This is a genomic window from Pleurocapsa minor HA4230-MV1 (assembly GCA_019359095.1).
GTDB classification, from domain to species: domain Bacteria; phylum Cyanobacteriota; class Cyanobacteriia; order Cyanobacteriales; family Xenococcaceae; genus Waterburya; species Waterburya minor.
On record JAHHHZ010000035.1, the window covers coordinates 24,222 to 36,728 of the forward strand.

The 12,507-nt window shown below is 37.8% G+C and carries 13 protein-coding genes; 11 read left to right on the forward strand and 2 right to left on the reverse strand.

Going from position 1 to position 12,507, the window contains the following annotated elements:
* The first annotated feature begins 485 nt into the window (after positions 1-485).
* The 4 genes from KME09_23650 to KME09_23665 all read left to right on the forward strand — a co-directional run bounded on the left by KME09_23650 (position 486) and on the right by KME09_23665 (position 6,192).
* Positions 486-2,828, forward strand: a complete 2,343-nt coding sequence (locus KME09_23650) for a HAMP domain-containing protein (GenBank protein ID MBW4536930.1) — start codon at positions 486-488, stop codon at positions 2,826-2,828.
* Positions 2,829-3,409: 581 nt separating this feature from the next.
* On the forward strand, positions 3,410-4,501 hold the full coding sequence (gene aroB / locus KME09_23655; protein ID MBW4536931.1) for a 3-dehydroquinate synthase: 1,092 nt from the start codon (positions 3,410-3,412) through the stop codon (positions 4,499-4,501).
* Between the two features lie 69 nt (positions 4,502-4,570).
* Positions 4,571-4,813, forward strand: a complete 243-nt coding sequence (locus KME09_23660) for a hypothetical protein (GenBank protein ID MBW4536932.1) — start codon at positions 4,571-4,573, stop codon at positions 4,811-4,813.
* Positions 4,814-4,854: 41 nt separating this feature from the next.
* Positions 4,855-6,192 (forward strand): hypothetical protein, encoded by a 1,338-nt coding sequence (locus KME09_23665; protein MBW4536933.1) that lies wholly within the window; start codon positions 4,855-4,857, stop codon positions 6,190-6,192.
* Between the two features lie 72 nt (positions 6,193-6,264).
* On the opposite strand, the gene KME09_23670 is transcribed toward KME09_23665, so the two are convergent.
* Positions 6,265-6,960, reverse strand: coding sequence for an MBL fold metallo-hydrolase (locus KME09_23670; GenBank protein ID MBW4536934.1), 696 nt, complete (start codon positions 6,958-6,960; stop codon positions 6,265-6,267).
* A 126-nt stretch (positions 6,961-7,086) separates the two neighbouring features.
* Here KME09_23670 and KME09_23675 point away from each other — a divergent pair, with 126 nt between their 5' ends.
* The 3 genes from KME09_23675 to KME09_23685 all read left to right on the forward strand — a co-directional run bounded on the left by KME09_23675 (position 7,087) and on the right by KME09_23685 (position 9,359).
* Positions 7,087-8,586: a site-2 protease family protein gene (locus KME09_23675; protein MBW4536935.1), complete on the forward strand. Its 1,500-nt coding sequence runs from the start codon at positions 7,087-7,089 to the stop codon at positions 8,584-8,586.
* Positions 8,587-8,686: 100 nt separating this feature from the next.
* A complete protein-coding gene (locus KME09_23680) occupies positions 8,687-8,917 on the forward strand; it encodes a hypothetical protein (protein MBW4536936.1) in 231 nt (76 codons plus the stop codon).
* A 169-nt stretch (positions 8,918-9,086) separates the two neighbouring features.
* Positions 9,087-9,359 carry a DUF433 domain-containing protein gene (locus tag KME09_23685; GenBank protein ID MBW4536937.1) on the forward strand — a complete coding sequence of 91 codons (273 nt, stop codon included), beginning with the start codon at positions 9,087-9,089 and terminating at the stop codon, positions 9,357-9,359.
* Positions 9,360-9,421: 62 nt separating this feature from the next.
* Here KME09_23685 and KME09_23690 read toward each other — a convergent pair whose 3' ends face one another.
* On the reverse strand, positions 9,422-9,829 hold the full coding sequence (locus KME09_23690) for a hypothetical protein (protein ID MBW4536938.1): 408 nt from the start codon (positions 9,827-9,829) through the stop codon (positions 9,422-9,424).
* Between the two features lie 256 nt (positions 9,830-10,085).
* Between KME09_23690 and KME09_23695 the strand changes: the two genes are divergently transcribed.
* From KME09_23695 to queF, 4 genes are all read left to right on the forward strand, one after another.
* Positions 10,086-10,517 carry a bacitracin resistance protein BacA gene (locus KME09_23695; GenBank protein ID MBW4536939.1) on the forward strand — a complete coding sequence of 144 codons (432 nt, stop codon included), beginning with the start codon at positions 10,086-10,088 and terminating at the stop codon, positions 10,515-10,517.
* 192 nt (positions 10,518-10,709) lie between these two features.
* The gene (locus KME09_23700) at positions 10,710-10,934 is read left to right on the forward strand and encodes a FeoC-like transcriptional regulator (GenBank protein MBW4536940.1); all 225 of its coding nucleotides are present in this window, start codon (positions 10,710-10,712) and stop codon (positions 10,932-10,934) included.
* A 151-nt stretch (positions 10,935-11,085) separates the two neighbouring features.
* Positions 11,086-11,862, forward strand: a complete 777-nt coding sequence (locus KME09_23705) for a photosystem II S4 domain protein (protein MBW4536941.1) — start codon at positions 11,086-11,088, stop codon at positions 11,860-11,862.
* Positions 11,863-12,024: 162 nt separating this feature from the next.
* Positions 12,025-12,441 carry a preQ(1) synthase gene (gene queF, locus KME09_23710; protein MBW4536942.1) on the forward strand — a complete coding sequence of 139 codons (417 nt, stop codon included), beginning with the start codon at positions 12,025-12,027 and terminating at the stop codon, positions 12,439-12,441.
* The last annotated feature ends 66 nt before the right edge of the window (positions 12,442-12,507 follow it).

The following is a 12,507-nucleotide window of genomic DNA, read 5'->3' on the forward strand; positions in this document are numbered from 1 at the left end:
CTCCTGAAATAATTAGCTGTCGATTGACTACACGTTTTTGCTCGAATTTGCTTAAAAGTGCTTATATGCAATCAGGCGAACAACTCTGTGATACGTACAGGTATAAAAATAAATCGAGATTAACTAGAGAAGACGGTTAATCCTCTGATAAATAAATTGCTGAGTCGTTTTTTACTACCGACTGAGAATCATCTCTATATTTTCTCGATTGGTTTTTACAATAATTTTGAATAAGTAAAGGAGTAACAAGCTTCTAGCTATTATTCAGTTTGGTAAAAGAGGATAAAGGTCATGAAAATTAATTGGCAAAAATTAATTATGAAAATCTTTTTTTGGTTGGTACTAGAGTTTGTCTTTAATTTAATCAATATAGATAAACTTGCCGACTACAGCGAATTTTTATTAATTTCAAAGGTTACAATACAATCAGAAAGTTCTCTTGTAGGATAATTTAATCAAGTAAAAAAAACAATTTCCTATTTTTTATGTCACTCAGGCTCTTGCATAAGCTAACTAAGTCTTATCGCAATTTATCTCTACAAAATATTATTACTTTACCTTTCTTACTTCAGATATTTGTCACAGTAAGCTTAGTAGGATACTTTTCTTGGCGCAATGGAGAGCAAGCAGTTAACAATGTAACTAGTCAACTTAGAAGTGAGGTAACAGCTAGAGTAGAAAAGCATTTAGAAAACTATTTGAAAACACCTCATTTAATAGTTAATTTAAAACAAAATAGTATTCCCACAGGGCAATTAGATCTTAACGATTTTTCGACCATACAACAAGATTTTTGGTTGAGCATTCATTTGTTTGATACTGTCCGCGCGATTTATATTGGGGATGAGACAGGAAAGTTTAGATATATTAAGCGAGAAAAAGATAAGTTTTATAGTCAAGAAGTAAGAGAAATTACCCAGCGCAAAACCTATCTTTTGGATAATTTAGGTCAGAAACAAAAACTGATTAAAGTAGATGAATATAATCCTCGCTTACGTCCTTGGTATATTAATACTTTAAGAACACAAAAAAATAATTGGAGTAATATTTATACTTTTACAGAGGGAGAATTAGGCATCACTACAGCAGGTTTGTTAAAAGATAGTCAAGGAAATGTCCAGGGTATAGTTGGTGTTGACTTAATCTTAAGTGGTATCGATCGCTTTCTGGAAAATATAGAAATTAGTAAAAAAGGACAGGTTTTTATTCTCGAACGAAATGGTTATTTAGTTGCTACTTCTACTCAAGAAAAACCATTTACTTACGATGCTGTTGCTCACCAAGAAAAACGATTGGCAGCTATTGATAGTGAAAGTTTATTAGTTAAAGAAACAACCGCACATATTACTAAGCATTTTCGTAGTTTATACAATGTCAAACACTCAGAACAACTGGAATTTAAACTCAAAAACCACACTCAATTAGTCCAAGTTGTACCTTATCAAGACGAACTTGGTCTAGATTGGTTAATTGTGTTGGTGATGCCAAAAGCCGATTTCATGACCCAAATCCAAGCTAATACTCTTAATACTATCTGGTTATGTTTGATTGCTAGTGCGATCGCCACTGTTTTAGGAATTTACACCTCTCGTCGCATTGCCAAACCCATTGCTAATCTTAGTGAAGTAACTAGCGCCATTGCTGAAAGTGCCAAAGCCAAAAATGCTAGTACCAGCTTGTATCCTGTAATTCAAGTTAACAGCGTTAGAGAATTACAGTCTTTAGCAAAATCTTTTAATGAAATGGTAATTCAATTAAAAGCAGCATTTAGAGAGCTGGAAATTTCTAATACCAGCTTGGAAAATCGCGTTAGACAAAGGACAAAAGCTCTAATGACAGCTAAAGAAGCTGCCGATGCTGCTAATCGCACCAAAAGCCAATTTTTGGCAAACATGAGCCATGAACTACGCACACCCCTCCATGCCATATTGGGGTTTACCCAAGTAGCCTTACAAGATACCTCTTTACAATTTCAGCAAAAAGAAAACCTCTTAACTGTCAAACGTAGTGGTGAACATTTACTAACTTTAATTAATGACATCTTAGAAATGTCCAAAATAGAAGCAGGTTCTCTTTCAATCACCTTTCAACCCTTCGATCTGCATCAGTTATTGGCTAACTTAGCCAAAATGTTCAAACTGAGAGCTTTAGAAAAAAATATTAGACTAACTTTTAATCTACCTAATAATCTTCCTCAAAATATTGAAACCGATCCCGTTAAACTCAAGCAAATTCTCATTAATCTAATTGACAACGGGATTAAATTTACCGATCGCGGAGGAGTTACCCTCAACCTCAAATTACTAACAGAATCTAATCAGACAATGCTTGCCTTTGCAATTATAGATACTGGACAGGGTATTTTACCCTCACACTTGGAATCAATCTTTGTTCCCTTTATGCAAACCAAACAGTCTGAGCAACAGGGTACAGGTCTAGGACTAGCTATCTGTCAGCAGTTTGCACGCTTATTAGGGGGAGAAATTACCGTTAGCAGCACAATAGGACAAGGCTCGCTCTTTAAGTTTCAAATTCCGATTACAGTTGTAGAACCTCAAGCTACTTTGACTATTCAACAACCAGTTAAAAACTTTAACTTCTCTCCAGAACAAGAGCGAAAATTAGCTACATTCGACTTGACCAATATGCCAACGGAATGGATTAGGCAATTACATCAAGCAGCGATCGCCATTGATAGCGATCTCATCTCCCAACTGATTAAACAAATTCCACCTACTGAACCTGATTTAGCAGCGGGATTGATTAAAATGCTCAAAAACTTTGAATACGACGAGATGGTTGAATTGATTGAAAGAAGCTGGGTTTAATGAAGGCGATCGCCTTTATTACTAACTCCTAAGAAATAAATTAATCTGCTAAGACTAGGTAGTAGGTAGTAAGTAGTGGGTAGTGGGTTAATTTTCTTTAGCTTTTAATTTTTTGGTAATTGAAACTAATATTTTTATCTCTTCTAATAAAGAATTAAATTTTGATTTAGGTGCAAGTTCATTATCTATGATTAGTTCAATCCAGTAGTGAGTTTCGCACGTATGACTCTAGCGATCTAATTGTTTTGTTCGATCATAATCAAGTGCTGGAAAAAGCTTTTGATTTAATCAACAATAGTTAGTAATTATTCAAGACTGATAAATTGTTTATTGCTCATTGTTGAATGTATTTGCCAAAAACACAGGGCTATTTCATTCTCATATATCCAGAGAATAAATTCTCTGTCTAAGTACATTAAGTCCGTTTAAACGGACTTTAATTTTCAGCCCAGAAATAAATTTCTTGGTTCACTACAGTTAGAACGAAACAGCCCTAGCCAAAAACAAAAGATGCTGCGCTCATAAAATATGAGATCCTTAAAATGTAGTAGACTTTAGTATCTAATTCAGCAGTTCCCAAAATGCCCAACATAACTGTTAATTTACCCCAAGATTCTTATGCGATCGCGATCGCGCCTGATAGTCTCAAGCAGTTGGGTAGTCAGATGAAACAAATAAATTTGGGCAATAAAGTATTAGTAATCTCTAACCCAGAGATCTTTGCTCATTATGGCGAAACCTGTCTTAACTCACTTAAAGAAGCTGGTTTTGATACCTATACTCATTTGATACCTGCGGGAGAATCACATAAACATCTTCAGTCAATTCAAGCAGTGTATGATGTTGCTCAGGCTAACCATTTAGAACGATCTTCTACCTTTGTAGCTTTAGGTGGGGGAGTGATTGGCGATATGACGGGATTTGCCGCAGCAACTTGGTTGAGAGGAGTTAATTTTGTTCAGGTGCCTACTTCTTTGCTGTCAATTGTCGATGCTTCTGTCGGCGGAAAGACAGGGGTTAATCATCCCCAGGGAAAAAACCTCATCGGTGCTTTTTATCAGCCAAAACTAGTGGCGATCGACCCAAATTTATTACAAACCCTACCTCTTCAAGAATTTCGTGCAGGAATGGCAGAGGTGATTAAATATGGCGTGATTTGGGACGCAGATCTATTCACTAAACTAGAGCAACACGATCGACTCGATTCACTAGAGCATGTAGGGAGTAACCTACTAGAAACCATTGTGACGCGCTCTTGTCAGGCAAAAGCTGAAGTAGTCGGTCAAGATGAAAAAGAAGCAGGATTACGGGCAATTCTCAACTATGGACATACCATTGGTCATGCGGTAGAAAGCCTAACTCACTATCAACAGTTTGTGCATGGGGAAGCCGTAGCAATTGGCATGGTTGCAGCTGGAAAAATTGCCGTAGAGATGAACTTGTGGAGACAGGCAGAAGCAGATCGTCAAAATGCTTTAATAATTAAGGCAGGATTACCGACAGAAATTCCTCAGCAGTTAGCGATCGCCGATATCTTAGAAACAATTAAAAGCGACAAAAAAGTAAGCGCAGGAAAAGTACGCTTTATCTTGCCAACGGCGATCGGCAAAGTTATTATTACAGACCAAGTTACACCAGAAATTATTGAGCAAGCTCTAAGCTCTAAGCTTTAAGCTCTAAGTTTTTAATCAACTACCTACTGTTCACTGTTTACTGCTTACTCAAAAAATGTCTTTAGAACCATGTCTTTAGAACCTTGTAATGTTTGCGGTGTTCTTAATGCCGAAGGAACAGAAATTTGTTTAAGCTGTGGCTATCCCACTAAAGGAAATAAAAGACCAGCGATTTTTCGTTGGGTGGCGATCGCTTTAATTATTTGTTTTGCTCTACCGTTCATCTCAGGGTTAATTAACTGGATTTTATGGCAATTAAAGCCAGAATCGCCCTCAAATCAACCTCAAGTTTCGGTAATTCAAAATATCTAAGGTTAAGATGTGACGAGAGTTTATATATTTGATTTCTCGCAGTGATTAGAGACATAGATAGTTCGGCTCGGCAGACAATTATTCAACAACACAATCTCGTCTATGAATATCTGCGCCAAGGTGCTACTAGCCAAACGCCTCCAGAGTTGATTCAAAAGTTTCAGCAGTTGTTGCAACAAGCTAAAAACGATGAGCCTCAAGTATCTAAAGCACTAGAGAAGATAATCTTTGCTCAAGAGTCACAATTTGATTCGTTTCTCAGCCAATGTTTTTATACAATTTTAGCTGACTGGCTAAATCAGCCAGAGTCAAGAGTTTATGTTGGTCAACTGCTAAATACTTTAGATATCGTCTGCCAATCCAGCTCTTATAATCGCAGTCGAAAACAGTTAATTCAACTAATTAAAAACTATCAGCAGTCAGAATCTTATCAACAGCTAAAGTTGCTCGTTGCTCTAATTTACCCAGGATCGGCGATCGCTAAAAATTTAGATAACTCTCTAGTCACTAACGAGTCAACAGGTAACAGCAATAGTCCGTTAACCTCAATCATTAACACTTATTTAATCCGCTATACCTATTTATATCCATATTTTTTGCCTCAAGATCTCAAAATACAGCATCTGATGGAGCAGATCGAGCAACTACAGAAGCATCGTCAACAAGACTTTGAAATTCTCTTATCCAGACACATTATTTATCGCTTTCGACTCAAGCAGCTTGCCAAAATGAAGATGATGGCAACAAGTGCTGGAAAAATGATCACCAAAGTTAATAATCCTAGTTTACTATCCGAAAAAGCCTTTCAAATTGCTTTACAACAGTACGTTGGTAAAATCGAGCAAAACAGTACTCTCTTAGAGCGATCGCAACGCTTTGTCGCTGAAAACCAATATCGTCCCACTTACCAAGTCTTCAAACAAGATTTGCACCATTTCTTAGCCAATAATATCAAGCCGAGAAATAGTACCTATCAGTTTTCTCGCCTGCTAGAACAAAAATTAGTTGATATTTTCCCCCAAGCTAACGAAAAACCCCTCAATCAGACTCAGATTCTCCAAACTTGTCGGCAATTGTTTAGCTTTTTGATTCCCGATCCTAGATTAAATAATAATCGCGATCAATTTGCTGAGTTGTTAGCTAATTTAGGTACAGCACAAGCAATGATGATCTTAATTAAAATTACGCTGATTTGCCCTGAATCAAAAGCCGACTTAGAGAAAAAAATCTGTCTGATTGCCACGTACTATCAACATCAAACTATTCAACAAAATCCTTGGTTGCTCAAAAGTTTAGAACATTTATTAATTGCTTTTAGCATCTATTTTGGCAAAATCGATGTTTCCATTGTTAAATCAGCACTTAGCAGTGAACAATGAGCAATGAACAGTGAACAATGAGCAGCGAACAATGAGCGATCAGCAATCAGTAATTAATAATCAGTAATTAGTTTAAATTGCTTCTGTAGAGCGTAATGCCATTAAATCTAATTGAGACAATTGTTCATAGGCGTTGTCTAGATAGCCTTGTCCGCGCAGGTAGCCTGTGTTTGCCCCAGGCATAATATATTTAAGGGTTTTAGAGTCAAAGCGATCGCGTAAATCAGCAATACTATTTAACTGTCGCCTCCAGTGGAAAGTTTTGGCAGTTCGTAAGGGAACAATTTCCGCTGGAGATTTGGGTAGTAAATGTCTTCCTGTAAATAATATTCCGCCCTGTTGTCGATAGTAAAGGCAGCTAGAGCCAGGAGAATGTCCAGGAGTCCAAATTAATTCTAAATCTGGGCTAATAGTCAAACTCCCAGCAAAGGATGTTACCTCCACCTCTGGCAAAAGGTAAGCTTCTTGCTCTTGAACAATTACTTGGCAACCCCAAGACTGCTGCATTTGTAGAACATGCTTACCAATGCCTCCTCGATGACTAATAATTAACGCCTGAATTCCTCCCTGAGACTGGATAAATTCCTGATTGACTTCATTCCAAGCAGGACAATCGAAGAGAATATTGCCAATTTTATCTACAATTAAATAAGATGTAGCACCTAAAGTATCTCGATTAGGTGTAAACGCAAATATTCCTGGCACAATGAGGCGGGGAATTTTAGTGTTACCAGGACTAGCGGTTATTTCTGTCAAGTTTTGGGGCATTCTATCAACTAAAGGTAATTTAAATAATTGTTTAATTGCACTTGTATTTTATATTCTTATACTCAATCTACAGTCCAAAATAATAATTGAGCAAGAATCCTCAAAACAGATTCGGAATGTTTGTTTATGAAACTCTGGTTAGTTTTAATTCTTTTAAGCCCCATCGCCTACTTGATAGTCGATCGCAGCATCAAGCATAAAACCACTACTCCTGTTTGGTTATGTTGGTTGGTAATTATGATGCCATCCTTTATTTGGACTGCTTGGACTTATATTTTTGGTGAATCACAGCCTTTGCCTTTTCTAGTTTACCTGGTGCCTTTGATTGTCTGTCCTGTGCTATATGGTTGGTTAGTTCAGCGAGGCAAGATCGAGGATATGAGTAATAAAAATAAAACATCAGCCGATCCTCAAGAGCAAAAAACCCCGATCATGGAAGAAGTGTTGCCGACAATCCCACCCCGTCCAATTAATAGTCAGGAAGAAACAACTTTACGTAACTGTTTTCCCTGGAATATTTATTATCTCCAAAACATCGATTATCGCCCCCAAGCAATCTTTTGTCGTGGCACCCTCAAAACTATTCCCGACAAAGCCTACGACGAGATTAAAGACAATGTTGAGCAGGCTTTTGGCGATCGCTTTTTCCTGATTTTTCAAGAAAGCTTTAAAGGTAAGCCCTTTTTTGCCCTAGTTCCCAATCCTGAAGCCAAAGCGAGCGAACAAGGAATGGTGCAGAATGATGTACGCCTGGGATTTGCCCTGTTGCTATTTTTGATCACTTTGTTAACAACTACAGTTGCGGGGGTCACAATTGATGGTTCATCCGCTGAAGATATTTGGTCGAATCCTCAATCTTTAGTTCGGGGACTGAGCTATAGTTTACCTTTGCTGTTAATTATTGCCATTCAAAAGTTTAGCCACTATTTTATGGCGCTTCACTATAAAATTCGCACAACTCTGCCCTATTTTATTCCGTTTCCCTTTTTACTAGATAGCTTTTCTTTAGGCACTTTAGGGGCAATTTTGCAAAGGCGATCGCCGATGCCTAATCGTAAAGCTCTATTTGATACGGCAATTATAAGTTGTTTATCAAGTCTAGTGGTAATTGTTCCTGTATTGCTCTGGGGATTATCCCTCTCAGAAGTTGTTCCCCTCAAAGAATCATCGGCGTTTGATATTCAGGCTCAAGATCCGCGCCTCTCCTTTTTGCTCAGCCTGTTGGCAAAACTAGCTTTGGGTTCAGCTTTAATACCCGAAATGGGTATTCGGCTACATCCTTTAGCAATGGCGGGATGTGTCGGTTTATTTATTACCGCTATCAATTTGATGCCGATTGGACAGTTAGATGGAGGTCATATTATGCACGCGGTTTTTGGTCAAAAGATGGCGATCGCCGTTGGTCAAATTGCGCGTATCCTCGCCTTACTTTTTGCTCTAATTCATCCTTATTTTTGGGTTTGGACAATTATCATGTGGCTAATTCCCCTAGTCGATCAACCTGCCTTAAATGATGTAACTGAACTAGACAATAAACGCGATTTACTGGGCTTATTTGCTTTAGCTTTATTGATTGTCATTATCTTGCCTCTTCCTAGTGCGATCGGCAATTGGCTTAATATCTAGTTCAATTTGAGATCTAATTACAAAAAGATCGCTCTACTTGAAAATATTCAAAGCGATCGCTTTTTACTAGAGTGTAATCGCAATTTGTTATTTTAAATGTATGGAATTCGAGTGGGATAATAATAAAGAAATGGACGATGAATTACGTCCCGAATACGATTTAGCTCAACTTCCAAGAGGAGTTAAAGGTAAATATACAGAACGTTATCGTCAAGGAACAAACTCGATCTTGTTAGAACCTGATGTTGCTCAAGCATTCCCTAACGCTCAATCAGTCAACGAAGCATTGAGACTGTTGATTAAATTAGCTAAATCTCAAATTGAAATCTAATTACAAGGCGATCGCTCTATCTGAGTATCCCTTTGTTTTTGTCTAACTTCAGAGAATAATTGAAGTATAGAAAACATTGCCTGTACTAAAATGAAAAATATTTAATACCCTACAATTTAATGCCTCAGTTACCCGTAATTACAGAACATATTGAAATAACTCCTGATACTTGTGGAGGAAAACCTGTATTGCGGGACATCGCATTAAGGTGCAAGATATTGTCATCTGGCATGAAAAAATGGGTATGTCACCAGATGAAATCGTTTCCAGCTACTCTACTATTAACTTGTCTGATGTGTATGCTGCCTTAGCTTATTATCACGATCATCTTGAAGAAATTAGACAACATATTAAAGAAGACGAAGAATATATTAAAAAGTTACGAGCAAACACTTCTTCTCTAGTTCAACCTAATATGTTGGGCAAAGTTGAATTTATTTAAAATGCGATCGCCAGATCTGCCAAAATCTGACTTATCTAACCAGGAACATCCAAAACGTAAAATTAAGCAATTTCTCTAACTAGAGCTACTTTTCCATAGCGAGGATCTATTTCTAAAGCCTGGATCTCTAAAGTGTGATGATTAAAAGGTGCTTTATAGGTTATCGTTTCATTGGGTTGTAGAGATAAACACAAGGCAAAAATCTCTAATCTATATTGCTGCGGAATAAAGTTTTCTTCTCCCATTTCCAGCACAATCTGATTCAAAAAAGCCAGCTCGCCAGTGTTGTTAATAATACTTGCGGGAACGTTAAGACTATCGCACCATCTCAATGCCAGAAACCACTTAGCGTCACTCAATCGGTTATAGATTTTCTCTGGTTTTGGGTGCGGGAAAATTTTATACCCTGAATCAACAGCAACAATTGTGCCACCTAAGAAACCACAGATCATTCCAAGGCGATCGCTCATTCAATCTTACTCCTAGAAAACCAAGACAATTTTAGTTTAAATACAAATTAAATACAAAAAGCTATATTTTTCAGCTCAGGCAGATCGAGAATTGCGAGCGCTTAACCCAATCATGTTTACGAGTGTATACGCGATCGCTACTCTAAATCATAACAACTCTTTACTGAGACTAAATTTTAGCCAGGAGATACGGTATTAAAATTAGTAGCTAGTATTCACCCTCACTTTCTCAAAGTAAATTCTTATGACTCAGGCAATCAGTCAGCACACGATTGATATTGTTAAATCTACCGCTCCTATTATTAAAGAACATGGTAAAACTATTACCTCTCGGATGTATGAAATCATGTTTGAGAATCACCCCGAAGTTAAAGCGCAGTTTGATATGTCGGCACAGGCTAATGGTACTCAACCAGCTAAACTGGCAACCGCAGTCTATGCCTACGCAACTCAAATCGACAATCTCGGAGCCTTAAAAACAGCAGTGGATAAAATTGCTCATCGTCATGTAGCTACCCAAGTTTTACCAGAACAATATCCCGTCGTCGGGGAGTGTTTATTACAAGCAATTCAAGATGTCTTGGGAGATGCAGCAACGCCAGAAGTTATGACTGCCTGGAGCGAAGCCTATCAAGCTTTGGCGGAAATATTTATCAACCGAGAACAACAAATTTATCAAAATGTTTGAAATTATTAATCAACTAAATAATCAGCAAAAGTTAATTGCAATTTTTGTAGCCTTGATTAAGAAACGTATCACAATGTAAAAGGATCGATAATTTCTACCTCAAATATTAAAACAAAATTTAGAATTGTAGCGATAATTTCAACCTGAAATTACTTGGTAATTTTTAAGTAAAGTTTTAATTGAGGTTTTAACATGAATTTAAAGGAACTACAAGATTTTGTTTATGATTTTCGTCGCGTATCCTTAGCAGAAATGAAGCTTTATCTACAAGTTGATGGAGAAACTCTTAGCGCGATGCTTAACGGGTTAATTACTCAGGGTTTAGTGCAAAAATCGCCAACGACAGAAGAGTGCAAAACCTGTCAAAAGTGTGAGGCGGAGGAAATTGAATTTTATGAATGGGTTGAAAGTATTTAGTACTTAAAGATTTAATTGACAGTGAAGTAGCGATCGCCAAAAATGGATCTCGATCCATCGCCTAAGTTTGTTAAATTAATTAATTATTGGCAGGACAACTAGTTATGCTACTAGATGGTTCTACAGATTAATTAAGGAAATTAGATCGACAATGAAGCGAGAAGAATTATTAAAGCGTGTAGAAAATAAAGCAGAGATTTCCCGCGTAATCGATCGAGCCGAGCAAGCAATTAAAAATTGGGAGGTAGTCGTTACTGATTTTTTATCTCCCCCCGTACTGGCAGAAGTAGAGTCACTTTTGCAAAATCTCACCGAAATTGAAGCTTTACCTTGGGGTGGCTATCCTCAAGCAGAAAGACAGCGAATTGCCTTATCTCGCCCCGATCTTCCTCTAGATGAATCTCAAATTCCCCTAGCTGCTTTGGATATTGCGGGTAACTTCCTATTCGATCCTGCTACCCATAGAGACTTTTTAGGTTCGCTGTTAGGTACAGGTATTGTCCGAGATAAGGTAGGAGATATCATTGTTTTGGGTGAAAGAGGCGCACAGGCGATAGTTGTTCCCGAAATGGTAGACTTTTTAACCTCTTCCTTAACGCAAGTAAGATCTGTAGCGGTGAAAACTCAACAGATCGACTTTAGCGAGTTAAAAATTCGCCCACCACAAAAAAAAGAAATGACTACTGTAGAAGCCTCAATGCGTTTAGATGCGATCGCTTCAGCAGGTTTTGGCATATCTCGTAGTAAAATGGCAGACGCTATCTCTCATAAAGATGTCCGTGTCAACTGGAAAGAAATTACCCAATCTAGCTACAACGTCAAAGCAGGGGATTTAATTGCCGTACGGGGGAAAGGTAGATTAGAAATCGGCGAGGTATCTGTAACCAAGAAAGAGCGCTATCGCGTTAACCTAGTACGCTATAAGTAAAAGCGATCGGCTATCAGCCAAAACAGTTCGAGTCGCATCACTATAATAATCCCATGGAGGAAACATGTTAACCCCTTTGCGTCTTTGTCCTAAAGGATTAGCTTCGCGTCCGTCTTTGCGCGAGATAATTCCTTATAATCTCAACCATTACTTAAACCTAAAATGACTACAACTCCTCAATCACCAACAACTGACGACGAGCTAAAATATGGCGAAAGAGCGATCGCCGAAGGGGAATTAATTACCTTTCCCAACCCCAGAATTGGTCGTAAATACGATATTAGTATTACCCTGCCTGAATTTACCTGTAAATGTCCTTTTTCGGGCTATCCTGACTTTGCGACGATCTATATTACCTATTGCCCCGATCAAACCGTAGTCGAGCTTAAAGGCTTAAAGCTGTATATTAATAGCTACCGCGATCGCTATATTCCCCATGAAGAAGTAGTCAATCAAATTCTCGATGATTTTGTGGCAGCTTGCGATCCTTTGTCAGCGACGGTAAAAGGCGACTTTACCCCCAGAGGCAATGTGCATACAGTAATTGAAGTACATCACCAGAAATCAGAGTCTAATTAATTTAACTCTAGTAATCGATTACAATAAATCAGTAAAGATTTGTAAATGTAATTTAACTAGAGGATT

Coding starts and splice junctions, on each gene's coding strand:
- queF (MBW4536942.1), top strand. CDS start 12,025: ATGACTACAACTCCTCAATCACCAACAACTGACGACGAGCTAAAATAT.
- KME09_23670 (MBW4536934.1), bottom strand. CDS start 6,960: ATGCCCCAAAACTTGACAGAAATAACCGCTAGTCCTGGTAACACTAAA.
- KME09_23705 (MBW4536941.1), top strand. CDS start 11,086: ATGAAGCGAGAAGAATTATTAAAGCGTGTAGAAAATAAAGCAGAGATT.
- KME09_23660 (MBW4536932.1), top strand. CDS start 4,571: ATGTCTTTAGAACCTTGTAATGTTTGCGGTGTTCTTAATGCCGAAGGA.
- KME09_23650 (MBW4536930.1), top strand. CDS start 486: ATGTCACTCAGGCTCTTGCATAAGCTAACTAAGTCTTATCGCAATTTA.
- KME09_23690 (MBW4536938.1), bottom strand. CDS start 9,829: ATGAGCGATCGCCTTGGAATGATCTGTGGTTTCTTAGGTGGCACAATT.
- aroB (MBW4536931.1), top strand. CDS start 3,410: ATGCCCAACATAACTGTTAATTTACCCCAAGATTCTTATGCGATCGCG.
- KME09_23700 (MBW4536940.1), top strand. CDS start 10,710: ATGAATTTAAAGGAACTACAAGATTTTGTTTATGATTTTCGTCGCGTA.
- KME09_23675 (MBW4536935.1), top strand. CDS start 7,087: ATGAAACTCTGGTTAGTTTTAATTCTTTTAAGCCCCATCGCCTACTTG.
- KME09_23680 (MBW4536936.1), top strand. CDS start 8,687: ATGGAATTCGAGTGGGATAATAATAAAGAAATGGACGATGAATTACGT.